The organism is Halomonas sp. XH26, from assembly GCF_024138895.1.
Classification (GTDB): domain Bacteria; phylum Pseudomonadota; class Gammaproteobacteria; order Pseudomonadales; family Halomonadaceae; genus Vreelandella; species Vreelandella alkaliphila.
In genome coordinates this window covers 389,904-412,083 of record NZ_CP071889.1, presented here as the reverse complement: position 1 = coordinate 412,083, position 22,180 = coordinate 389,904, and the positions used below count along the sequence as shown (strand labels likewise).

General features: G+C 54.0%; 21 protein-coding genes. 14 read left to right on the top strand and 7 right to left on the bottom strand.

Going from position 1 to position 22,180, the window contains the following annotated elements:
• Positions 1-41: 41 nt before the first annotated feature.
• The 3 genes from J4377_RS01935 to J4377_RS01925 are packed head-to-tail and all read left to right on the top strand — an operon-like array spanning position 42 to position 2,341.
• A complete protein-coding gene (locus tag J4377_RS01935; RefSeq protein ID WP_253486454.1) occupies positions 42-1,238 on the top strand; it encodes a homoserine O-acetyltransferase in 1,197 nt (398 codons plus the stop codon).
• Positions 1,238-1,831, top strand: a complete 594-nt coding sequence (gene metW / locus J4377_RS01930; protein WP_038480763.1) for a methionine biosynthesis protein MetW — start codon at positions 1,238-1,240, stop codon at positions 1,829-1,831. The genes J4377_RS01935 and metW overlap by 1 nt, the downstream gene beginning before the upstream one ends.
• A gap of 48 nt (positions 1,832-1,879) precedes the next feature.
• Positions 1,880-2,341, top strand: coding sequence for a DUF4426 domain-containing protein (locus J4377_RS01925; protein ID WP_253486452.1), 462 nt, complete (start codon positions 1,880-1,882; stop codon positions 2,339-2,341).
• Here J4377_RS01925 and sfsA read toward each other — a convergent pair.
• Together sfsA and J4377_RS01915 are read right to left on the bottom strand one after the other, a co-directional pair.
• A complete protein-coding gene (gene sfsA, locus J4377_RS01920) occupies positions 2,338-3,066 on the bottom strand; it encodes a DNA/RNA nuclease SfsA (protein WP_253486450.1) in 729 nt (242 codons plus the stop codon). The genes J4377_RS01925 and sfsA overlap by 4 nt on opposite strands.
• Positions 3,063-4,223 (bottom strand): aminotransferase class I/II-fold pyridoxal phosphate-dependent enzyme, encoded by a 1,161-nt coding sequence (locus J4377_RS01915; RefSeq protein ID WP_253486448.1) that lies wholly within the window; start codon positions 4,221-4,223, stop codon positions 3,063-3,065. Before J4377_RS01915 ends, sfsA begins: the two co-directional genes overlap by 4 nt.
• Before the next feature lie 186 nt (positions 4,224-4,409).
• Between J4377_RS01915 and dksA the strand changes: the two genes are divergently transcribed.
• The 11 genes from dksA to J4377_RS01860 all read left to right on the top strand — a co-directional run bounded on the left by dksA (position 4,410) and on the right by J4377_RS01860 (position 16,810).
• Positions 4,410-4,847 (top strand): RNA polymerase-binding protein DksA, encoded by a 438-nt coding sequence (dksA, locus tag J4377_RS01910; RefSeq protein WP_009723720.1) that lies wholly within the window; start codon positions 4,410-4,412, stop codon positions 4,845-4,847.
• A gap of 161 nt (positions 4,848-5,008) precedes the next feature.
• Entirely contained in the window at positions 5,009-5,908 is a 900-nt protein-coding gene (gene gluQRS, locus J4377_RS01905) for a tRNA glutamyl-Q(34) synthetase GluQRS (protein ID WP_038480752.1), read from the top strand.
• 1 nt (position 5,909) lies between these two features.
• On the top strand, positions 5,910-6,086 hold the full coding sequence (locus J4377_RS01900; protein WP_009723722.1) for a hypothetical protein: 177 nt from the start codon (positions 5,910-5,912) through the stop codon (positions 6,084-6,086).
• The gene (locus tag J4377_RS01895; protein WP_038480749.1) at positions 6,076-9,021 is read left to right on the top strand and encodes an ATP-binding protein; all 2,946 of its coding nucleotides are present in this window, start codon (positions 6,076-6,078) and stop codon (positions 9,019-9,021) included. Before J4377_RS01900 ends, J4377_RS01895 begins: the two co-directional genes overlap by 11 nt.
• Entirely contained in the window at positions 8,999-10,384 is a 1,386-nt protein-coding gene (locus J4377_RS01890) for a sigma-54 dependent transcriptional regulator (protein ID WP_038480746.1), read from the top strand. The genes J4377_RS01895 and J4377_RS01890 overlap by 23 nt, the downstream gene beginning before the upstream one ends.
• 891 nt (positions 10,385-11,275) lie before the next feature.
• Entirely contained in the window at positions 11,276-12,661 is a 1,386-nt protein-coding gene (gene pcnB, locus J4377_RS01885) for a polynucleotide adenylyltransferase PcnB (RefSeq protein ID WP_038480742.1), read from the top strand.
• A gap of 7 nt (positions 12,662-12,668) precedes the next feature.
• Positions 12,669-13,190: a 2-amino-4-hydroxy-6-hydroxymethyldihydropteridine diphosphokinase gene (gene folK / locus J4377_RS01880; protein ID WP_038480739.1), complete on the top strand. Its 522-nt coding sequence runs from the start codon at positions 12,669-12,671 to the stop codon at positions 13,188-13,190.
• Between the two features lie 135 nt (positions 13,191-13,325).
• The gene (panB, locus tag J4377_RS01875) at positions 13,326-14,117 is read left to right on the top strand and encodes a 3-methyl-2-oxobutanoate hydroxymethyltransferase (protein WP_095604443.1); all 792 of its coding nucleotides are present in this window, start codon (positions 13,326-13,328) and stop codon (positions 14,115-14,117) included.
• A gap of 29 nt (positions 14,118-14,146) precedes the next feature.
• Positions 14,147-15,016: a pantoate--beta-alanine ligase gene (panC, locus tag J4377_RS01870; RefSeq protein ID WP_198349513.1), complete on the top strand. Its 870-nt coding sequence runs from the start codon at positions 14,147-14,149 to the stop codon at positions 15,014-15,016.
• Positions 15,017-15,042: 26 nt separating this feature from the next.
• Positions 15,043-15,423 (top strand): aspartate 1-decarboxylase, encoded by a 381-nt coding sequence (panD, locus tag J4377_RS01865; RefSeq protein ID WP_038480729.1) that lies wholly within the window; start codon positions 15,043-15,045, stop codon positions 15,421-15,423.
• 208 nt (positions 15,424-15,631) lie between these two features.
• Complete coding sequence (locus J4377_RS01860) at positions 15,632-16,810, top strand: acetyl-CoA C-acetyltransferase (protein ID WP_030074109.1); 1,179 nt, start codon at positions 15,632-15,634, stop codon at positions 16,808-16,810.
• A gap of 86 nt (positions 16,811-16,896) precedes the next feature.
• Here the strand turns inward: J4377_RS01860 and J4377_RS01855 are convergent, their stop codons facing one another.
• The 5 genes from J4377_RS01855 to rbfA form a co-directional block, all read right to left on the bottom strand.
• Complete coding sequence (locus tag J4377_RS01855) at positions 16,897-18,066, bottom strand: MFS transporter (protein ID WP_038480722.1); 1,170 nt, start codon at positions 18,064-18,066, stop codon at positions 16,897-16,899.
• An 88-nt stretch (positions 18,067-18,154) separates the two neighbouring features.
• Positions 18,155-20,317: a polyribonucleotide nucleotidyltransferase gene (gene pnp / locus J4377_RS01850; protein WP_038480720.1), complete on the bottom strand. Its 2,163-nt coding sequence runs from the start codon at positions 20,315-20,317 to the stop codon at positions 18,155-18,157.
• A 137-nt stretch (positions 20,318-20,454) separates the two neighbouring features.
• Positions 20,455-20,724 carry a 30S ribosomal protein S15 gene (gene rpsO / locus J4377_RS01845; RefSeq protein WP_009723734.1) on the bottom strand — a complete coding sequence of 90 codons (270 nt, stop codon included), beginning with the start codon at positions 20,722-20,724 and terminating at the stop codon, positions 20,455-20,457.
• Between the two features lie 119 nt (positions 20,725-20,843).
• Positions 20,844-21,764 carry a tRNA pseudouridine(55) synthase TruB gene (gene truB, locus J4377_RS01840; RefSeq protein WP_253486446.1) on the bottom strand — a complete coding sequence of 307 codons (921 nt, stop codon included), beginning with the start codon at positions 21,762-21,764 and terminating at the stop codon, positions 20,844-20,846.
• The gene (gene rbfA, locus J4377_RS01835; protein ID WP_038480714.1) at positions 21,764-22,180 is read right to left on the bottom strand and encodes a 30S ribosome-binding factor RbfA; all 417 of its coding nucleotides are present in this window, start codon (positions 22,178-22,180) and stop codon (positions 21,764-21,766) included. The genes truB and rbfA overlap by 1 nt, the downstream gene beginning before the upstream one ends.

Genomic DNA, 22,180 nt, shown 5'->3' with positions numbered 1-22,180 from the left:
CTTTTTAGCAGGATTTATTTTTTGCAGGACTAGCGCTTTCGATGCCTGATTCAGACACTCTCACTTTCGTTGACCGGCCGGCGGACTCCGTTGGCCTCGTCACCCCCCATGTAGCGAAATTTGATACGCCGCTGCCGCTTGCTTGTGGCAAGGTGCTGCCTGAGTACGAGCTTATCTACGAAACCTACGGCACGTTAAACGCTGAGCGTAGTAACGCTGTGTTGATCTGCCATGCGTTATCGGGACACCACCATGCAGCGGGCTATCACGGTGACGAAGACCGCAAACCTGGCTGGTGGGATGCTCATATCGGCCCCGGAAAATCTATCGATACCAATCGTTTTTTTGTGGTATCGCTAAACAATCTGGGCGGCTGCCATGGCAGCACAGGCCCTGTTAGTCACAACCCTGAAACCGGCCGCCAGTGGGGGCCTGATTTCCCCATGGTCACTGTCAGTGACTGGGTAGCCAGCCAAGCGCGTCTGGCCGATCAACTGGGCATTGAGCGTTGGGCCGCAGCAGTGGGCGGTAGCCTGGGTGGTATGCAGGTGTTTCAGTGGACAATGACTTACCCTGAGCGTGTCGCCAATGCGGTAGTGATTGCCGCCACCCCCCGGCTCTCCGCCCAGAACATTGCCTTTAACGAAGTGGCTCGTCAGGCGATTCGCTCTGACCCTGAATTCTTCGGCGGTTGGTATGCAGAGCACGACACGGTCCCCAAGCGTGGTTTGAAACTGGCACGCATGGTGGGCCACATCACCTACCTCTCCGAAGATGCAATGGGCAGTAAATTTGGCCGCGACTTGCGCAGCAACGATTTGAACTTTGGGTTTGATGTCGAGTTCCAGGTTGAGTCTTATTTGCGCTATCAGGGCGATACATTCTCCACCGCCTTTGACGCTAACACCTACCTGTTAATGACCAAGGCCCTTGACTACTTCGATCCCGCAGCCACTCAAGCAGGCGACCTAGCCAGCGCACTAGCACCAGCAAAGTGCCCTTTTCTGGTTGTTAGTTTTACGACTGACTGGCGCTTCCCACCTTCTCGCTCTCGAGAACTCGTCGACGCGCTCACCCGCGCTGGCAAATCGGTTAGCTATGCCAATATCGACTCTCCTCACGGGCATGATGCCTTCTTACTGCCCGAGCCACGTTACCACGCTCTGTTCAGCGCATTTATGACTCGCATAGCCCGAGAGCTGAATATCGAAGAAACAGCCAGGGAGGAGACCCTGTAATGCGTGCGGATCTTGAACTGATTTACGACTGGGTGCCCCAAGGGGCTCACGTGCTGGATTTAGCCTGCGGTGATGGTGCTCTGCTTGAGCGCTTAGCGCAGGAGAAAAATGTTACCGGCTACGGTTTAGAGATCGACCCCGACGGTATTACCCAGTGTGTCGCCAGGGGCGTGAACGTTATTGAGCATAACCTGGATGATGGCTTGGGTAGTTTCTGCGACAACAGCTATGATCAAGTCATTATGACCCAAGCGCTTCAGGCGCTACGCCGCCCAGATAAAATGCTTGATGAAATGTTACGCGTCGCCGAGGAAGGCATTATCACCTTTCCTAATTTTGCTTATTGGCGACACCGAATTCATCTTGGCCTACGTGGCTATATGCCGGTCTCTAAATCTCTACCCCATGCCTGGTATGACACACCCAACATCCACCTTTCTACCTTTAACGACTTCGAGCATCTGTGCCGTGAAAAAGGATTGGTGATTGTTGATCGCGCGGTAGGGGTTGGCGATCACAAAGGGCACTGGACATCCAAGTGGTGGCCCAACTTGTTCGGTGAAATTGCTATTTTTAGAGTGCGCCGTCGCTAATTTATTTTACGTTGACTAGCCATATTGACCCATAAGAGGAGACCTGCCATGGTTTATCGAGCGTTACGCAGAAAAACCCTGCTTACTACGCTGCTTTGCTCACTGCTCCTCGCCACACAAGCGGTAGCTGAGCAGTTGGTACGGATAGGCGACTATGAGATCCATTACAGTGCTGTGGCCACCAGCTTCCTCACCCCAGAAGTTGCCCAAGCGCACGGCATTCAGCGCAGCGCAGGTCACGGATTGGTTAATGTAAGCGTACGCGAACGCCAAGAGGACGGCAGCACCCGCGCCGTTAACGCTAGCGTACAAGGCCACGTGACAGGCCTCACCGACGTCCAAGAATCGCTAAGCTTTCGTACTGTGCACGATGGTGATGCCACTTATCACTTGGCCACCTTTGCCCTGCGCCACGACGAGCCCACGCGTTTTAACCTTGACGTTCGCTACGACCGTAATGCCAGCCCTGAGCGGGTCAGCTTTATTCAACGTTTTTATATCGAGCGTTAAATTCGCACCGGTAGCGGTCTTACTAATCGCACCGCTACCGGAGCTCCTGCCTGCCAATCTAGCGTAATACCGTAAGCCAACACCTCAACTCCAGCATCTACCGCTGCGGCTAGCGCCGCCGCATAGATGGGATCGATGTGGGCCGCTGGGGCTACATCGTGAATACCTTCATGGGCAACACAAAACAGCAGCACGGCCCTTTCGCCCTGCTCGGCCAGCGCGGTTAATGCATGCAAATGCTTGGTGCCCCTCACGCTGACCGAATCAGGAAAATAACCATATCCATCGGCTTCTTTAAGGGTGACCTGCTTAACTTCAATAAAAACCTCGCCCTTATCAGGATCACTCAGCCGGAAATCGAGCCTTGCGTCACTGATTTTCACTTCCCGCTTGAGCGTTTGATAGCCTGCCAATGGCACAATATCACCGGCTAAAATGGCCTCCTCCACGATGCGGTTGGCGCGACCAGTGTGGACAGAAGCCAGTGCCAAGGCGCCCTCTGACTGTGGCAACTCAATCCATTCCCAGGTCCAGGCCAGCTTGCGCTTGGGATTATCACTCCGTGACAGCCACACTCGACAACCGGGCACATTCACCGCCTTCATTGAGCCCGTGTTGGGGCAATGGGCAACGACTTCCTCGCCACTCTCCAGCCTTACATCGGCTAAAAAGCGCTTATAACGACGCATTAACACCCCAGGCACCAACTCAGGATAGGTCGTCATAGTCGGCTCACAAAACGGCCAATGCGCTCTACGGCCTCCTGCAACCGTTCAACGCTGTTAGTAAAGGCAATGCGCACATGGTGTTCGCCGCCCTCCAGCGCAAAATCAATGCCCGGGGTGATTGCCACGTTCTCCTCAACCAGCAACCGCTCACAGAATGCCTGGCTATCTCGGCTGTAATGAGAAATATCCAACCACAGATAAAAAGCCCCTTGAGGTGGCAGGTCCGGGGCAAGCCCCAACTGCGCTAACCCATCCAACAACACTTGGCGTCGCTGCTTAAGCGTCGATCTACGCGCTTCCAAAATATCTCGACACTCTGGAGTGAAGGCGGCCAACGCCGCATGCTGGGAAGGTGTTGGCGCGGCAAGGAAGACGTTTTGCGCCAGCCTAGTAAGCGGTTCGACGGCATGTTCAGGCGCCACCAACCAGCCCAAGCGCCAGCCTGTCATGCCGAAATATTTAGAGAAGCTATTAACCACGAAGGCCTGGTCGGAAAGCGATGTCGCCGATAGCGGTGCATCGTCATAATTCAAGCCTTGGTAAATCTCATCGACAATCACGTCACCGCCTTTCGCAGCTACCGTGTTGATAACTGCGGTTAGCGCCTCAGCGCCTAACGTATGTCCCGTAGGGTTAGACGGGGAGGCCAGCATGGCTAAACTCGTTTTAGCTTGCCAGTGCTGTTCAATCAACGGCGCCGTTAACTGCCAACCGCTTTGGCGACCCACGGGAATGGCATCAATGTCTGCGCCAGCTAGGGCCATAAAGTGACGATTACACGGATAGTTGGGATCGGCCATCAAAACACGATTGCCTGTTTCGACCAGTAATTGGCTAGCCAGCAGCAGCGCTCCAGAGGCCCCAGGAGTTACCAAAATACGTGAAGGGTCAACGGTGGCATTAAAATGCTCGGCGTAATGTCTTGAAATCGCCTCACGCAGCGACGCTAGGCCTGCCGCAGGTGTATAGCGCGTTTTGCCTGTTGCCAACGCTTGCTGGCCTGCTGCTACAATCGGTGCCGGCGTCGCGAAATCAGGTTCGCCGACCTCTAGGTGAATCACATCGTGGCCGTCGGCCTCTCGAGCTTGGGCCATTTCCAATAAATGCATCACGCGAAAAGGTGCAACGTGATTTACACGTGAATTCCAGGCCATAACGGTTCCTTCACTAAATGGTAGAGAAATCATGACGCAGGTCGTTGAAGGGGCAAGACCATGGTCGAAAATGCGCTATTATGCTTGCATAGCGCGCATTTTTCAGCTAAACAAGCATCCCTTTGGCGTGAGATCGTGACACACGCTCATGGTCGATCAGCAGTCACATACGTAAGGGGCACTCCCATGCCAGTAGCGGAAAAGAAACCGGAAGCGTCCAAGTCCTTCACCCCGTATGAGCCAGCACCGGGCGAAGAGTATATGAACGAGAAGCAGCTCGCGCACTTCCGCCAGCTCCTTCTAGACTGGAAACAAGATCTCATGGAAGAGGTGGATCGTACCGTACGCCACCTACAGGAAGACGCTAATAACTACGCTGACCCCGCTGACCGCGCCACTCAAGAAGAGGGCTTCAGCCTGGAGCTGCGTACTCGGGATCGCGAACGCAAGTTGCTGAAAAAGATTAACGAAACCATCGAAAAAATCGATGAAGACGACTACGGCTTTTGTGAAGCCTGCGGCGTTGAAATCGGCATTCGCCGCCTTGAAGCCCGCCCCACGGCAACGCTATGCGTGGACTGTAAAACGCTGGCAGAGCTTAAAGAAAAACAGCTCGGTGGCTAACCAACGGCGCGAATACGCTACAAGCTGCTAGTTTGTTACAAGCTAAAGCGTCCAACGGGCACCCTTGAGGTGCCCGTTTTTGTTTGTCATCTTGTATTTATAGCTGTACTTATCATCGTAGTTAATCGCTGGCGCTATTTGAACAATTGATTCGGGCTGTCATGACCCATACCACGCACTACCGGGGACGTTTCGCTCCCACACCGTCAGGGCCACTGCATCTTGGCTCGTTAGTGGCCGCCCTAAGCAGCTATTTAGACGCCCGCGCTGCTGGCGGGCAGTGGCTGGTACGCATTGAGGATATCGACCCGCCCCGCTGCCCCGAAGGCGCTGCTGATACAATTCTGCGTCAGCTTGACGCCTTTGGGCTTCATTGGGATGAAGAAGTCCGCTGGCAGCATCACCGTGATGAGGCTTATCAGCAGGCGCTCGATCAACTGGCTGCCCAAGGTTTGGCTTACCCGTGTAGCTGTTCGAGAAAGCAGTGGCAAGCGTTTTCAATCTATCCCGGCTGGTGCCGCGAGAGCGTTCGTGATGCCACAAAGCCGGTTGCCTGGCGGCTGCGCAGCGACCTGGCAAAGCGCCCTATTACTTGGCAGGATCGGCTTTTTGGTTTCCAACAGTTCGACCCTGCCGTTTTGGGCGATGTTGTGCTGAAACGCAAAGATCAGCTTTGGGCCTATCAGCTTGCCGTCGTAGTGGATGATGCTGATCAAGGCATTACCGATATTGTGCGCGGTTATGACCTGCTGGATAACACGCCTTGGCAAGGCCAGTTGCAGCAAGCGCTTGGCTTATCAACCCCCAGCTACCTACATTTACCGCTCGTGGTTACTCAAGAGGGTCAAAAGCTTTCTAAGCAAAACCTGGCCCCTGCATTAGCCGCAGACGCCGACGGCATTCGCCAACAGCTGTTTCAAGCACTGCGACTACTCGATCAGGCCCCACCTGACACGCTGGTTCAAGAGCCACCCGAAACACAACTAAACTGGGCAATAGCACACTGGTCTGTTGAAAAGCTTGTCGCTACCACCCACCGCCGCTATCAATCAGAGTTTTAATATGTACGTTTATCGCATACTGCTGTTCTTGGTGTTTGGCGGCTATTTGCTTTCGCCGTTACTGATGGACGGCTGGGGAGATCCAAGCGTTGCCTGGTATCGCCCATTTGCTATTTGGGGCGGTCTGATCGCGCTAACGCTATGGCTTGAGCAAAAAAGGAAGTTAGATGAGCGTTGAGCTTTTAGGAGTAGTACTGCTGGGCCTAGGCTATCTTGCCTTACTGTTTGCCTGCGGCATGGCCGTTGAGCGTGGCTGGGTGCCCGTGCGCATTACGCGCCACCCTATTGTGTACACCCTGGCGCTGGGCGTATACGCCAGCGCGTGGGCAATCTATGGCAGTGTGGAGCTTGCGGCGAAAGCAGGCTTTGGCTACCTGGCATATTACCTCGGTGCAGCCGGGGCTTTTCTGCTGGCGCCCGTACTGCTTGTGCCCATACAACGCATTACTCGTACCTACCAGCTCTCTTCACTCGCGGATCTATTTGCGTTTCGCTACCGATCCCGCTGGGCAGGCACTCTGGTAACGCTGATCAGCCTGCTAGCCGTGATGCCGCTGCTGGGCATCCAGGTGCAAACCTTAAGCGATGCGGTCTACTTGCTCACCGGCAGCCGCTATAGCGCGGCGGCCACCCTGCTGTTTTGCGGTGTGATCGCAGGCTGTGCAGTGTTGTTTGGCGCACGCCACAGCCATCGACATCGTCACGATACGCTACTCAGCGTGATTGCTTTTGAATCGATCATTAAACTACTTGCGATGCTTGGGCTAGGTGCCATTGCACTGTGGTGGGTATTTGATGGGCCTCACGGATTACAGCAGTGGTTAGAAGGGCCTGGAGCCGCAGCCCAAGCCGCAACGCCGCAATTTGAGGCTCCCCAATGGCGTACGCTACTACTGCTGTTCTTTGCGGCCGCTTTCATGATGCCGCACCTGTTTCAGATTACCTTTGCAGAAAGCCTTTCTCGTCACACCCTGCTCCAAGCCAGTTGGACATTACCGCTATTTTTGCTACTGATGGCACTGCCAGTACCGTTGATTTGGTGGGCTGCACAATCGATAAACGAGACGGTTCCCGTTGCAGCCTACGCCGCCTTCTTGATGTCAGAGCATTGGTGGGTGGGAGCGCTAGCCTTCATTGGCGGCCTTGCCGCCGCCAGTGGCACCATGATGATGATCGCGCTGGCTCTTTCAGGCATGGTGCTAAACCACGTGGTGCTAGTGGCTCGCCCCCCGGAGGCGCGTAGCGATTTATACGGCTGGCTGCTCTGGCTACGTCGCGGTTTAGTCGTCGCTGTAATTGCGGGCGGGTGGCTATTTGCTGAAAGCGTCGGTCGCTACCATTCGCTAACAAACTTGGGGCTCGCTGCATTTGTAGGCATGGCACAGTGCCTGCCTGGCATGCTGGCGTTGTTATACTGGCCCGGTGCGAACCGCAAGGGCATGATCGCCGGGCTAATGAGCGGCATCATCATTTGGCTGTGGGGCTTATGGTTGCCGCTTTTGCTTGATCTCCCCACACTCTCGCTGCCCCTCACTCCCCTGATGTCTGCGGATGCGCCCATTTGGTATAACGTTACGCTTGTTTCTTTAGCAGTGAATATTTTACTGCTTCTCATTGTGTCGTTATTTACCCGCATCTCAGAAGGAGAACGCTCTGCGGCTGAGGCATGCTCCGTAGATGCGGTCATTCGTTCAAAACGCCTACCACTGGAAGCAGCTACGGCGGGAGACTTCCCTACTTATCTTGCCCAAGCGTTGGGCGATGAAGCTGCCAGCCGTGAAGTTGACCGCGCACTAGCAGCGCTAAACCTGACACCTCAGGAGCGTCGCCCCTATGCATTGCGCCGCTTGCGCGACCGAATCCAGGCGAATCTATCCGGTTTAATGGGGCCTTCCGTTGCGCGAGATATTGTTGATCGTTACTTGCCCTACCGCCACGACGACGCACCGGTCACTGACGATATTCATTTTGTTGAAAGCCGCCTTGAAGCTTACCGCTCTAGGCTCACTGGGTTGGCTCGGGAACTGGATGGCTTGCGCCGCCATCACCGGCAAACGCTAGCCTACTTGCCCGTAGGCTTGTGCGTGCTAGGCGACGATGATGAGCTGTTAATGTGGAATGAGGCGCTTTCATCACTCTCTGGGATTAGCGGCGATAGTGTGATTGGCTCACGCCGAGATAGCCTGCCCCCGCCCTGGCCAAATTTGCTCGGTAGCGTACTCAACGCCAGCCATACGCCGCTGTATAAACAAGCAGTGTCACTACATGGCAAGGATTACTTCCTCACCCTTCACAAAGCGGTGTTAAGCGGACACGACAGCCGTGGCGGCAGCGTGATTTTGGTAGAAGACCATACTGAAATGAAGTGGCTAGAAGAGGAACTTGTCCACGCAGCGCGTTTGGCATCCATAGGGCAACTTGCGGCAGGCGTGGCACATGAAATAGGCAACCCTATCACGGGTATTTCGTCACTGGCCCAAAACTTGCGCTACGATACCGATGACCCAGCGCTGCTGGAAACGGCTGACCAAATTCAACAGTTAACCCAACGAGTCACCAAGATTGTTAACTCGCTGGTCGGTTTTGCCCACGGTGGCCGCCAGACCCTGCCACTGCCGGCATCCCCCGCCTCGCTCTCTACCGTTAGCGAAGATGCGCTGCACTTGATCCATTTAGCGCGCTCGGGGGAGGATGTAAGCTTTACCAATGACTGTCCGGATGACATCGTGGTGCGTGGCGATGCTCAGCGATTAACCCAGGTCATGGTCAACTTACTGAGCAATGCCAAAGACGCTTGCGACGCTCAGGGCACGGTTCATATTGAAGCAGGCAAACAGGCAAGCCATGCTTGGTGGCGAGTCACTGATGATGGCCACGGCATTGACCCAAGCGTGAAGCATCGCCTTTTCGAGCCGTTCACCACGACCAAGCCTGCGGGTCAAGGAACGGGGCTTGGGCTCTCGTTGGCCTACCAAATTATCAATGAGCACCAAGGCAAAATAGAGGTTGCGTCACCACCTCCAGGAAAGCCTCGCGGCACTGCCATCACGCTTTGGCTACCGCTTTACCAACAGGATGATCACCTACCTCATGCCCAGGATACTGATTGTTGAAGATGAAGCGATTATTCGCAGCGCTTTAAAGCGTTTACTCGAACGTCACAGCTATACCGTCAGCGAAGCGGGCAGCGCAGAAGAAGCACGTGAGCTGACGCCTAGCGAGTTTGATCTAGTCATTAGCGACCTGCGACTGCCAGGTGATCCTGGCACCGCCCTAATTGAGGCCGCAGCACCCGCGCCGGTACTTATAATGACCAGCTATGCCAGCATGCGTTCGGCAGTCGACGCGCTTAAGCAAGGGGCTGTGGACTATGTTGCTAAACCATTTGATCACACCGAGCTTTTAGAAACCGTCGAACGCATTCTGCATAAGCAGTCGATGCAGCAAGGCACGCCTCCGGATATCACCGATGAAGGAGGTGGGCGTCAAACGATGATCGGCAATTGCACGGCTATGCAGCAGGTTTACACGCGCATTCGCAAAACAGCCCCGGCAGACGTTACCGTGCTGATTCAAGGAGAATCCGGCACAGGTAAAGAGCTCGTAGCTCGGGCCATTCATCAGCAAAGCAAACGCGCCAAAGCACCGCTGATTTGTGTGAATTGCGCGGCAATACCTGAGACGCTGATTGAGTCAGAGCTTTTTGGACATGAGAAAGGAGCGTTTACCGGCGCTAGCGCTGCCCGAACTGGGTTAGTGGAAGCCGCCGACGGTGGCACCCTGTTTTTAGATGAAATCGGCGAGTTACCACTGGATGCCCAAGCACGGCTGTTACGCGTACTCCAGGAAGGTGAAATCCGCAAAATTGGCTCCGTCGAAACACGCCATGTGGACGTTCGCCTGATCGCCGCCACCCATAGGGACTTGCGCGCTCTGTCAAAAAGCGGGGAATTCCGACTAGATCTCTACTATCGCCTCAACGTTATGCAGATTGAATTGCCACCGCTGCGCGACCGTGAAGAAGACGTATTGAAGATAGCCGATATCCTGTTAGATAAAGCCTGCAAACGTCATGATCGCCAAGGGCTTCGTTTGTCACGGGCTTCCCGACAGGACCTACGCGACTACCCTTGGCCTGGTAACGTACGCGAGCTTGAGAATGCACTGGAGAGGGGTGTAATTCTAGCCGAGGGGCATTTGATTCACCCTGACGACCTAGGCCTTGGCCCTGTTACCAACCGACCTCACTCTTCTGCAGGTAACAGCTCCGCACTAGCCAATGAATCGTCAGCGCCGAGTGGCGATGACGACGACCTCTCGCTCGAGGACTATTTTCAGCATTTTGTGCTGGAACATCAGGATCAAATGAGTGAAACCGAGTTGGCCCAAAAACTGGGAATTAGCCGTAAAAATTTATGGGAGAGGCGCCAGCGCCTAGGCATTCCACGTAAAAAAACCGCACGCCGCCCCAATTAGGTGGCGGCAATACCTATGATTAGCCATTCACCACCTCGCCCTCTACGACTAACGTCCAATAGATTGATTTGCATAAGAAATATCCAAAACTTTCCCATCAGCCACTGTTACCTTCCCACACAACACGCCCCAAAAATCCCTTAAAAACGGGTAACACTATGCGTTGCGATTAGTTCCCTGGCATAGCCAATAAATTACAAGCCCATGAAAATAAAAGAATAAAATATGGGTGGCACAGCAAGTGCAATACTACTGGGCAAGAAGAACAAAATGGGCAGCGCGGACGTCGCTAACAAAAACAACATGACACCGCCCCAACCTGAGCCAAAACAAAAACAACAGGGCCAGGCAGAGATCATAGTACTAACAAGAACAACAGGCTTGAGTCTCACGACTTGCTAGCGCTAAGCAGAATAGGCGCAGCGAACAATAACAACAGTCAGCAAGTGCCCAAAAAAGGACGCGACGTACACAAAGAATCTGCTTCCAAACAAAAACAACAGCAGCATGTGTGTACACCCCGGAACCAATAACAACACGCCGGGAGAAAAAGTTCGCGGTTGGATTATTGTTTTGAATACGAGGCGGTCGGAATCAGACTGGTTCTCACGCCTACCGACTGCGGTGCGTATTCAGAGCGATGTGCCATCATGAAGAAAAACAACAGCATGGACGCTGATTGTCTGCTTTATAGGGGAGGCTCTTGTAGCCTCCCCTTTCCGCGTTTAAAGCAGTCGTCTTTTACAAACCCTGCTCCAGTGCTTTGCAAGCCTCAAGGGGTCGGCTACACTCAGCAACTTACCGCTAACCTTGCGGTCATTTTTTCGCTACGTTTCTCGATACTGTTTTCGATAATACTGTTTTCGATACCCTGCGAGTCGATATCGCCGCATGTTTAAAGGATTTACCCGTTTATTACATAGCCCGGGAGAGCACTTGAAATCCCTGCTCGATTCCCCAGAGAGCGCCGCTGATGCGCTCAGTCCCCGTATTATTCCGCGCTCCGAGCACCCTGTTTCTCGTCAGCAAATCAGCGAGGCCGCGTTAAAGGTGCTGTATCGCCTTAATGGCGCTGGATTTGATGCCTTCCTAGTTGGCGGCTGCATTCGTGATGCATTGCTGGGCAAAATGCCGAAAGATTTCGACGTTGCCACGAATGCAACGCCGGAACAGGTGCGCGATCTGTTTCGCAATTCGCGGCTGATTGGTCGGCGTTTTCGCATTGTGCATGTGCGCTTTGGTCGCGAAGTCATTGAAGTTACCACTTTCCGCGGCAAGCCTCAGGACGAGCACGGCGATCATATAGCCCAGCAGTCTGACGATGGCCTGCTATTGCGAGACAATGTGTGGGGCAACATCGAAGAAGACGCTCTACGCCGCGACTTCACCGTGAATGCGCTTTACTACAATATCGCTGACTTCACGATTCATGACTTTGCCAACGGCGCGCGTGATATTGAGTCACGTACGCTGCGACTGATTGGCGACCCCGTTACCCGCTATCGGGAAGACCCAGTACGTATGCTGCGTGCGGTGCGCTTTGCGGCCAAGCTCGATTTCACCATCGAGCCAGCCACTGAAGAGCCGATGTATGATCTAGCGCCGCTGTTACTGCAAATTCCTCCCGCCCGTTTGTTTGATGAAGTACTCAAGCTATTCATGTCGGGACACGGCTTAATTACTTTCCGCTTACTGAGCCATTACAACTTGTTTGGCATGCTGTTCCCCGAAGCGGAAGAAGCCATGGCGGATGCTGCTTGGGCCGAAGATCTGATTGAGCAAGCGCTCACTAACACCGATAAGCGCATTGCGGAAGGCCGGCCAGTTACGCCAGCCTTTCTGCTAGCCGCCTTTTTGTGGGCGCCAGTGGCACACCGTCAAGCCGAGCTTGAGCGCGAAGGCATGCCCGCAATTCCAGCGCTGCAAACTGCCGCCCAGCAGGTAGTCACTCGCCAGTTACAGCATATTTCGATTCCCAAACGCTTTGGCATGCCGATGCGCGATATTTGGGAACTACAGGCACGCCTTCCTCTGCGCCGTGGCAAACGGGCATTTCAAACCCGCGAACACCCACGCTTCCGAGCCGCCTACGATTTGCTGCTGTTGCGTGAACAAGCAGGTGAAATACCGCGTGGCTTAGGCGATTGGTGGAATGCCTTCCAGCAAGGTGATGAGCACGAGCAACTTCGGCTGCTGCAAAAAGTGGGAAGTGATCCGGCAAGCCAGGGGGACCGTCGACGTAAAAAACGACGCAAACCACGTAAAACAGAGCAGTAAGAACACAATGTCACTTGCTTATATTGGTCTAGGTAGCAATCTGGATGACCCCGTCAGCCACATTCGCCAAGCCCTACGAGAACTGGACACACTGCCTCTTTGCCAGTTGGTGGCCCAGTCGTCCCTATACGCTACACGGCCAATAGGGCCACAGGACCAGCCTGACTTCATTAACGCCGTGGCCGCCCTTGAAACTACGCTTTCTCCGCTGGCACTACTGGACCAGCTTCAAGGGCTAGAGCAACGCCACCGCCGTCGGCGATTGCGCCACTGGGGGCCGCGCACGCTGGATTTAGATCTGCTGCTTTACAATCAAGACACGATCGCGCGCCCTAGGCTTCAGGTTCCTCATCCCCATATGCATGAACGCGCCTTTGTATTAGCGCCTCTTGAAGAACTGGTGTCTGCTACTCAATTAGAGCCAATAGTGCTTTATCAACAGCCGCTTGCTGAGTGGCTGAAGCAGCTTGAGCAAAGTGGGATACAACGGTTAGACAATCCAAATGCTACCGTGACTGCTACCGTCTGACACAAATCTCGACACCAAGCCCCCATTCAGGTAACAATTGCCAGTTACGCCACTTCACGCTTGCAAGGATGCAACGTTAATAATGGTCGGCTGCCCACGTTGCATCGGCCCACTTAGAAACTACGAGAGCACGCCATGAAAACCGTCACCCTGAGCACTCTGCAGGCGTATAAGCGCGCCGGCGAAACGTTCAGTTGCCTGACCGCTTACGATGCCTCTTTTGCCCATGCCGCCAGCGCTGCAGGCGTTGATGTTCTGCTAGTCGGCGATTCCCTAGGCATGGTCTTACAAGGGCACACTAGTACGCTTCCCGTGACTATGGAAGATATTTGCTACCACACACGCTGCACGGCGCGTGGTAAAGGCCATAGCCTGTTGATGGTGGACTTGCCGTTTATGAGCAACGCCACTACAGAGCGCATGCTAGAAGATTCTGCCGCATTGATGCGTGCTGGCGCTGAACTGGTAAAAGTCGAAGGCGAAGCATGGATGGCCGACGGTATCCGTGAGATGACCCGCCGCGGCGTTCCGGTATGCGCCCACCTTGGGTTAACACCGCAAACGGTCTACCAGCTAGGTGGTTATAAAGTGCAAGGCCGCGAAGCCGCCCAGGCCGAACAAATTATCAATGATGCCAAAGTGCTCGTTGAGGCAGGTGCTTCCGTGATTTTGCTGGAGTGTGTACCAGCCAGTCTTGGCAAAGCGGTAACTGAAGCCTTAGACGTCCCAGTGATTGGTATCGGCGCAGGCCCTGATACCGATGGCCAAATTCTAGTCATGCACGACGTGCTAGGCGTTACTCATGGCCGCACGCCGCGCTTCGTCAAGAATTTCATGGCTGATGCTGAAAGCATTCAAAGCGCATTTGCACACTACCATGAAGCGGTTAAAACCCGTATTTTCCCAGCCGCTGAGCACTGTTTTTAAGCGCCAACTGGAACGACCACGGCCCCTTTATGCGCACTTTACGAGATATCAACGAATTACGTAGCACGCTCCGCGAATACCGCCAGCGTGGCCAACGCATTGCCTTAGTGCCCACCATGGGCAACCTGCATCAAGGCCACTTGGCGCTTGTGGCCAATGCTCGTCAGCACGCTGACGTCGTCATTTCAAGCCTGTTCGTGAACCCAATGCAGTTCGGTCCCGGGGAAGACCTGGACGCCTACCCACGGACGCTCGAGGCAGACCAAGCGCAGTTGACCGATGCTGGCTGCGATATTCTCTTCGCCCCCACCGTCAGCGCGCTTTACCCCAATGGCCTGGCTGCCCAGACTCTCGTGCATGTCCCCGACGTAGGTGAAGGGTTGTGCGGAGGCTCGCGCCCTGGGCACTTTGATGGCGTTTCTACCGTGGTCAGCATGCTATTTAATCTGGTGCAGCCGGATGTAGCTTGCTTCGGTGAAAAAGATTACCAGCAACTTGCGGTCATTCGTAAGCTGGTGAGTGATCTACACATGCCTATCGAGATTATCGGCGTACCGATTGTGCGCGCTGATGACGGCCTAGCGCTCTCCTCTCGTAATGGTTATTTAAGTGCGTCTGAGCGCGCAAAAGCCCCCATGCTATATCGCACCTTATGCGAGCTACGCGATGCGTTAGAGCGCGGCACCTCCATCGAAGAGGTACTACAACAGGGTAAAACGGCACTGTATGATGCTGGCTTTACGCCTGACTACCTTGAGCTACGTGACGCAACGCTTGCTCCTGTGAGCAGCTCGACACGCAGTGCCGTGCTACTAGCAGCGGCTAAGCTAGGCCCCGCTCGACTTATTGACAACATCAGCGTGCAGCTCCCAGACGCTGCCACTGACACTAGCGCGTAAGCTAGTTTCGCTATTTAGGAGTTTCTATGCACACGATTATGCTTAAAGCCAAGCTGCATATGGCTCGCGTTACCCACGCGGTACTCAATTACGAAGGTTCCTGTGCTATCGACGGGGAATTGCTGGATATGGCCGGTATTCGCGAAAACGAGCAAATCCAGATCTATAACGTGGAAAACGGCGAGCGCTTCACTACCTACGCGATTCGTGGAGAAGAAGGCTCTCGGCTAATCTCCATCAATGGTGCAGCCGCGCATTTAGCCTCACCGGGGCATCGGATTATTATTTGTAGTTACGCTCACTACTCCGAAGCAGAGCTTGAAAAGCATCAGCCTGCGCTTGTCTATCTGCAAGAAGGCAATCACGTTAGCCACACCAGCAATGCGATTCCTGTCCAATTAGCGTAAGCCAAGCAGTTGAGTAAGCAGCTATTTAACGGGCCGTTTTACGGCCCGTTTTTATTTGCCTAAAAAAGCGTATTGCCGCAATGCACAACCTTCCCCTATGCTGATAGATAAGTTCGACACAACATGCTAACAACAATGGAGAGTCCGCTTCCCCTGAAGCCTCTGTCCTCACTCGGAACGTTGCGTTACTTACCCAAGGAGTCATCATATGCAAGACGTGGTTATTGTCGCCGCTCGCCGCACCGCCGTAGGAAGCTTTGGTGGATCACTCGCTGGCATTCCTGCTAGCGATTTAGGTGCATTGGTTATTAAAGACATTCTCGCCTCTACCGGCGTTGCCCCAGAGCAAATTGATGAAGTGTTGCTAGGCCAAGTGCTGACAGCTGGCGTAGGCCAAAACCCTGCGCGCCAGGCGGCTATCAAAGCTGGTCTGCCTGATGCCGTTCCAGCCATGACGATCAACAAGGTATGCGGCTCAGGCCTCAAGGCCCTGCACTTGGCTACCCAGGCCATCCGTTGCGGTGACGCCAGCGTTATTCTGGCAGGTGGACAGGAAAACATGTCTGCGTCCCCCCACATCCTGCCTAACTCGCGTAACGGTCAGCGCATGGGCGACTGGAAAGCGATTGATTCCATGGTTCACGATGGCCTGTGGGATGCATTCAACAACTATCACATGGGTATTACCGCGGAAAACCTAGCGGAAAAATACAGTATCACTCGCGAAGCGATGGACGAGTTCGCGGCGGCCTCTCAGCAAAAAGCAGCGCAAGCTATCAGAGATGGTAAATTCAAAGGCCAGATCGTTCCTGTGGAAATTCCGCAGCGCAAAGGCGATCCAGTGGTGTTTGATACGGATGAGAACCCACGGGAAGTTACCGCTGAGAAGCTAGGTGGTATGCGCCCCGCGTTCAAGAAAGACGGCACCGTTACCGCCGGTAACGCCTCCTCCTTAAACGATGGCGCTGCAGTGGTGATGCTTTGCTCAGCAGAAAAAGCCAAAGAACTTGGCTTAGAGCCACTGGCGCGTATTGCCGCTTACTCTAACGCTGGCGTTGACCCAGCAATTATGGGCATTGGCCCAGCTCCGGCCACCCGCCGCTGCCTCGAAAAAGCGGGCTGGAGCCTGGACGACCTTGACCTAGTAGAAGCTAACGAAGCATTCGCTGCTCAAGCGCTTTCAGTCAACAAAGAGTTGGGCTGGGATGTCAGCAAAGTGAACGTGAATGGCGGTGCTATTGCACTAGGCCACCCGATCGGTGCTTCTGGCTGTCGTATTTTGGTTAGCTTACTGCATGAAATGATTGCGCGTGATGCTAAGAAAGGCCTAGCCACCCTGTGTATCGGCGGCGGCCAAGGCGTCGCACTGGCGATTGAGCGCCCTTAACCACTTTTTCAATACGGTTAAACGTCATGCCCCCGCTACTTAGCGGGGGCATTTTTGTTAGCTTATTTTTACGGCTTTTTTAAGGACTAGCGACGCTTCTCCCCTACAATGCTCGAAGGCGTTCGCCATACTAGTAAAGCCCCGAGCAAAAACAGCACTGATGCCGCCCACATAGCAATCGGCAGGCTAGTGCCATCAACGATACGTCCACCAAACATGGCTCCTAAACCAATTGACATATTAAAGGTAAAGGCCATCAGCGCGGTAGCAGCCTCGGTATTAGGTGCCGTACGTATAATCCAGGTTTGAATACTTACTGATACGCTGCCAAAAACAGCCCCCCATACCATTAGCAGCAGTACGCCGCTGGTAGGTTGAACTCCCAGTAGCGGGAAAATAGCCACAACTAACAGTAACAAGCTAGGAATGGCCAGCACCGCCCGATAAGGGTGACGCCCAGCAAAGATACCTGCCGCGATATTACCTAAAATCCCGGCCGCCCCATATAGCAACAACAAACTGCCAACATGACGCTGAGCCACGCCACTAATCTCCTGCAGAATGGGGCTAATAAAGGTATAAGCAGCAAAGTGCCCAATTACGACAAAGCCAGTGGTTAACACCGCGACACGCACGCCGCGATTGCTAAACTGCTGCGCTAACATACGCAACCGTACCGGCTCTCTTGGCGGCAGTGGCGGTAGCCAACACCATAGTGCAATGGAGGTTAAAAGACTCAGCCCTCCTAGCGCACCAAACGCCACCCGCCAGTTGCTCAGGTCCCCAAGCAGCGTGCCTAACGGCACCCCCAATACTGACGCAGCGGCCACACCACCGAAAATAATCGTCATGGCCTTGGCAACTTGATCGCTGGGCACCAGCCTTGGGGCAATACTGCCCGCAATGGCCCAAAACCCACCGATACTAATGCCCACCAACACACGGGCTGCCAGTAGTAACCCAAAATTGCTGGCCACTGCTGAAAGCGCGCTGCCAATCACCATCACAATCATCATCACCGTGAGCATAATGCGTCTATCTAGACGGCCTACCGCGACCGGCAACAGAGGCGCTGAGAAAGCGGCAACAACTCCCGGCACGGTCACCATAAGGCCCGCCATACCTGGCGTGACACCCATTGACGACGCCACCTGGGACAATAACCCTATAGGCAGTTGCTCAGCTGTCACCAATAAAAAAATGCCGATCATCACGGCCACTACCGCCCACCAACGCGGCGCTTGCTCCTTCTCCATGTTCTCTTCTCTTTTCCTATACTGCCTATAAAACGACACCGCCCCCGCAACTGAAAGCTGCGGGGGCGGCCGTTACGTCTACATCGCTTTAGTTAGCGACGTCCGCCTCGGCAGCGGCAAAAGCTGCTTTCTCTTCCTCGGTGATCTCTTTGATTGAGAGTTTCACACGATTGCGGTTGTCGATATCCAATACTTTCACAATCACATCATCGCCTTCATTTAAGAAGTCGCGCACGTTGTTAACGCGCTCGGCAACAATTTGCGATATGTGAACCAAGCCGTCAGTACCCGGCATGATATTAACGAAAGCGCCAAAGTCCGCAATGCGAACTACTTTACCGTTATAAAGCTTACCAATTTCCGCCTCTGCGGTAATTGCCAGCACGGTATCGATCGCTTTTTTGGCTGCGGCTTTATCTTCGGCGTAGATGCGCACGGTGCCATCATCATCTAGATCAATAGAAGCGCCGGTATCTTCGCAAATTTTACGAATCGTCGCGCCGCCTTTACCGATCACATCACGAATCTTGTCCGGATCAATTTTGATTGTCGCCATAGACGGAGCATTCTCCGACACATCGGTACGACTTTGACTGATCACGTCGTTCATCTGAGCAAGGATACTGAGGCGAGCATCATGAGCCTGCTGCAGCGCTTTCTCCATGATCTCTTCATTGATGCCTTCAATCTTAATGTCCATCTGCAGAGCAGTAACGCCCTCTTCAGAACCGGCAACTTTGAAGTCCATATCGCCCAGATGATCTTCGTCACCCAGGATATCGGTCAATACCGCATAGCCGTCTTCATCTTTCACCAAGCCCATGGCAATACCTGCTACCGGTGCTTTTAATGGTACACCAGCATCCATCAGCGCGAGCGAGGAGCCGCACACTGACGCCATGGAGCTAGAACCGTTAGATTCGGTGATTTCCGATACCACACGGATGGTATAGGGGAAAACGTCTTCTGACGGCAGCATCGCTTGAACGCCACGGCGTGCTAAACGGCCATGGCCAATTTCGCGACGCTTCGGGCCGCCCATAAAGCCGGCTTCCCCAACACAGTAAGGAGGGAAGTTGTAGTGCAGCATAAAGCGGTCTTTACGCTCACCTTCCAGGGACTCGATCAGCTGCGAATCGCGCAGGGTGCCCAAGGTAGCAATGGCGATGGCCTGAGTTTCACCACGGGTAAATACTGCCGAACCGTGTGTCTTAGGCAGTACACCCACCTCAATCGCTAGAGGACGTACAGTGGCATTGTCGCGTCCATCGATACGGGGCTCGCCTTTTACGACACGAGAGCGTACAACGCGCTTTTCAAGGCCAGCAAACGCACCTTTCACGTCATCTTTGCTGAACTTACCTTCTACTTCTTCGCCTTCAGCAGTGGCCAACTGTGCAACCGCTTCATCTTTCAGCGCTGACAGCGCATCTTGACGAGCCATTTTGTCAGTAATGCGATAAGCATCACCTACCTTGGCTTCAAAGGCATCGGCCATGGCCGTTTTCAGTGCTACATTTTCTTGAGCAGGCTGCCAATCCCAACGCGGTTTGCCAGCTTCAGCGACCAGCTCTTTAATCGCGCTAACGGCTACCTGCATTTCTTGGTGACCAAACAGCACGGCACCAAGCATTTCGTCTTCAAGCAGTTCCTGAGCTTCCGACTCCACCATCAATACGGCGTTTTCGGTACCGGCAACAACCATGTCCAGCTCTGAGGTAGTCAGCTCTTCAACGGTTGGGTTTAGGAAGTAGCCCTGCTCTTCATTAAAGCCCACGCGTGCCGCGCCAATCGGGCCGTTGAACGGCACACCAGCAATACCCAGCGCTGCCGAGGTGCCCAGTAGGGCTGCGATATCAGGGTCATGATTACGATCAGTCGACAGAACAGTACAGATAACCTGCACTTCGTTCATAAACCCTTTAGGAAATAGCGGACGGATCGGACGATCAATCAGACGTGAGGTAAGGGTTTCTTTCTCAGTAGGACGCCCTTCGCGCTTAAAGAAGCCGCCGGGGATCTTGCCCACTGCGTAGGTTTTCTCTTGGTAGTGTACCGAGAGTGGGAAGAAAGGCTGATTGGGGTTTGCTTCTTTTTTAGCCACAACCGTACACAGTACGACGGTTTCATCCATGGTCACCATAACGGCGCCAGTGGCTTGGCGAGCAATACGCCCAGTTTCTAGGGTGACGGTGCTACGACCGTATTGAAACGTTTTTTTTACCGGATTCACGGCGACTTCCTTTAACATTAATATCTACTTGTCTTTTCGCTTGGGTCGTTTTGACTCGCCACCATTCTAGGCGCTGTGGCGCCATACGGCTACCAGAAACAAAAAAACGGGCAGCCCACAAGGGGCTGCCCGTTTTTGATCGTTGCCGTTAACGCTTAACGACGCAGACCTAAACGCTGAATCAGAGACTGATAGCGTTCAAAATCTTTACGCTTCAGGTAATCCAACAGCTTACGACGCTGGTTTACCATGCGGATCAGACCACGACGAGAGTGGTGATCCTGCTTGTTGGTTTTGAAGTGGTCCTGCAGGCCATTGATGTTGGCGCTCAGCAGTGCAACCTGAACTTCAGGGGAACCGGTATCGTTATCGCCGCGGCCGTATTCGTTGACGATCTCGGCCTTCTTCTCAGCGGTTAATGCCATCTGTCTCTCCAGTAAGCAATATGCCTAAAATTGAATGGGTGAGACCACGCATATTTGCAGTCTCATGCAACTATCTTCACGTACAATTTTCGCGCAAATCGCTACGTCCTTGCAACGCTTTACGAGATAGCGACGGTACTTAACAGCCGCTTGGGAGCTACTTCCTGCGCCCCTTTTACAACGCCAAGGCCGATAAACGTCTCAGCGTAATAAAGTCTTGCCAGCATATCAGGCTCAAGCACACCAATGGCTAAACTAGCCGATTGGCCGTGTGCAAGACGCCCGTAAGCCGTTTCATCCACCGTCAGCGACGGCAAATGATCGACCAGCACATCCGCAGGCATTAGTTCAGCCTCGCGGGTGGCTTGATCTGCCAGCGCCTCAAGGCCCTCCAGTGTCCACATTGCATCGCCGGTAAAGGGCCCCGTTTTGAGCCTTCTCAACTGGCTAATGTGGGCGCCACAGCCCAGCGCATGACCAATATCTTCAGCCAAGGTGCGAATATACGTGCCTTTGCTGCAGCTGACTTCAATCTCAAAGGCAGTGCCCTCGAAAGCAAGCAGCCGCGCATCATACACGCTTACTCGCCGCGCTGCACGCTCAACGTGCTTACCCTCACGGGCAAGCTCATACAGCTTTTTGCCTTGATGCTTCAATGCCGAATACATCGGCGGCACTTGGTCAATCTCGCCGTGAAAGCGAGCTAGGACTGACTCGACATCCCCAGCCGTTAAGCGGGGGACCTCTCGCCGTTCAATGACCGTGCCTTCGGCATCACCGGTGTCTGTAATCACACCCAGTTCTACACGGGTGCGATACATCTTGTCGGCTTCTAACAGGTGCGCGGAAAACTTAGTAGCTTCCCCAAGGCAAATAGGTAACAAGCCTGTTGCCATAGGGTCCAGCGTGCCGGTATGACCGGCTTTTTGCGCCTCAAACAGACGACGCACACGCTGCAGCGCATGGTTGCTGGAAATACCCTTAGGCTTATCCAGCAGCAATACGCCATTAACCGGCAATCCGCGACGGCGACGTGCCATTAGCGCGTCTCCTCACCATTGTCATTGTCGCTTCCCTCTTCATCATCCTGCTGGCGTGCGCGGTCAGTTGAAACCGCTTCGTCGATCAGTGACGAGAGGTGCTGGCCACGTACCACGCTTTCATCGTAATGAAAGCGCAGTTCAGGTACGTGACGCAGCTTAATACGCTTGGCAATTTGGCTTCTTAGAAAGCCTCCAGCGCGCTTTAGCACCTGCAGGTTTTCTTTGATACGCGCGGGATCTTGCTCACCCAATAAGGTGACATAGATATCGGCGTAGCCAAGATCACGGCTAACGGTCGCGCCGCTCACCGTTATCATGCCCAAACGCGGGTCTTTTACTTCGCGCTGGATCAGTACTGCCAGCTCCTTTTGGAGCTGGTCAGCAACTCGGTCGGTACGCTTAAATTCGCGCAT